At 43.0% G+C, this 477-nt stretch carries 1 protein-coding gene; it reads right to left on the bottom strand.

The window, feature by feature from the left end; all coding sequences use genetic code 11:
* On the bottom strand, positions 1-336 hold a 336-nt coding region (locus AAEY62_RS20285; protein ID WP_350635990.1), incomplete at its 3' end, for a pseudouridine synthase.
* Between the last annotated feature and the right edge of the window lie 141 nt (positions 337-477).

Here is a 477-nt window from a genome sequence, read left to right on the forward strand (position 1 = left end):
TACATCAACCGAGCCGGTTTGCGCCTCAAGTTGCCCATATAGCCGGTCAATATAGCGCTTGGCGGTTTCGCGCTCCTGAAACTGCATACTTACATGGCGGTGCGCAGCTTTATTCATTGCCAAGCAAAGTATGCCCGACGTTGCCATATCTAAACGATGCACTATTTTAGCGGTAGGAAAAACTCGGTTAACACGACTTATTAAGCAATCGGCATGTTTAGGGTCTTTACCTGGCACGGTTAACAACTCGCTAGGCTTATTAACGATGAGTAAATCCTCATCCTGATACAGAATAGTTAAATACGGATCTGTTGGGGGATTGTAGTTAATTAACACGGCCGACCTCAGTGATTTTCAAGGGCGCCATTTTAGTGGAGCGAGCACTAAGGCTCAAGGAAAAAGATTAAAGGTTAATTGCATGTTTTTCATACTGGTGTAAAATTACACCAGTATGATTTTTTGAGGTATATATTATGG

Origin of the sequence: Pseudoalteromonas sp. GW168-MNA-CIBAN-0100 (genome assembly GCF_040309225.1) — a bacterium.
In the GTDB taxonomy this organism is placed as follows: domain Bacteria; phylum Pseudomonadota; class Gammaproteobacteria; order Enterobacterales; family Alteromonadaceae; genus Pseudoalteromonas; species Pseudoalteromonas arctica.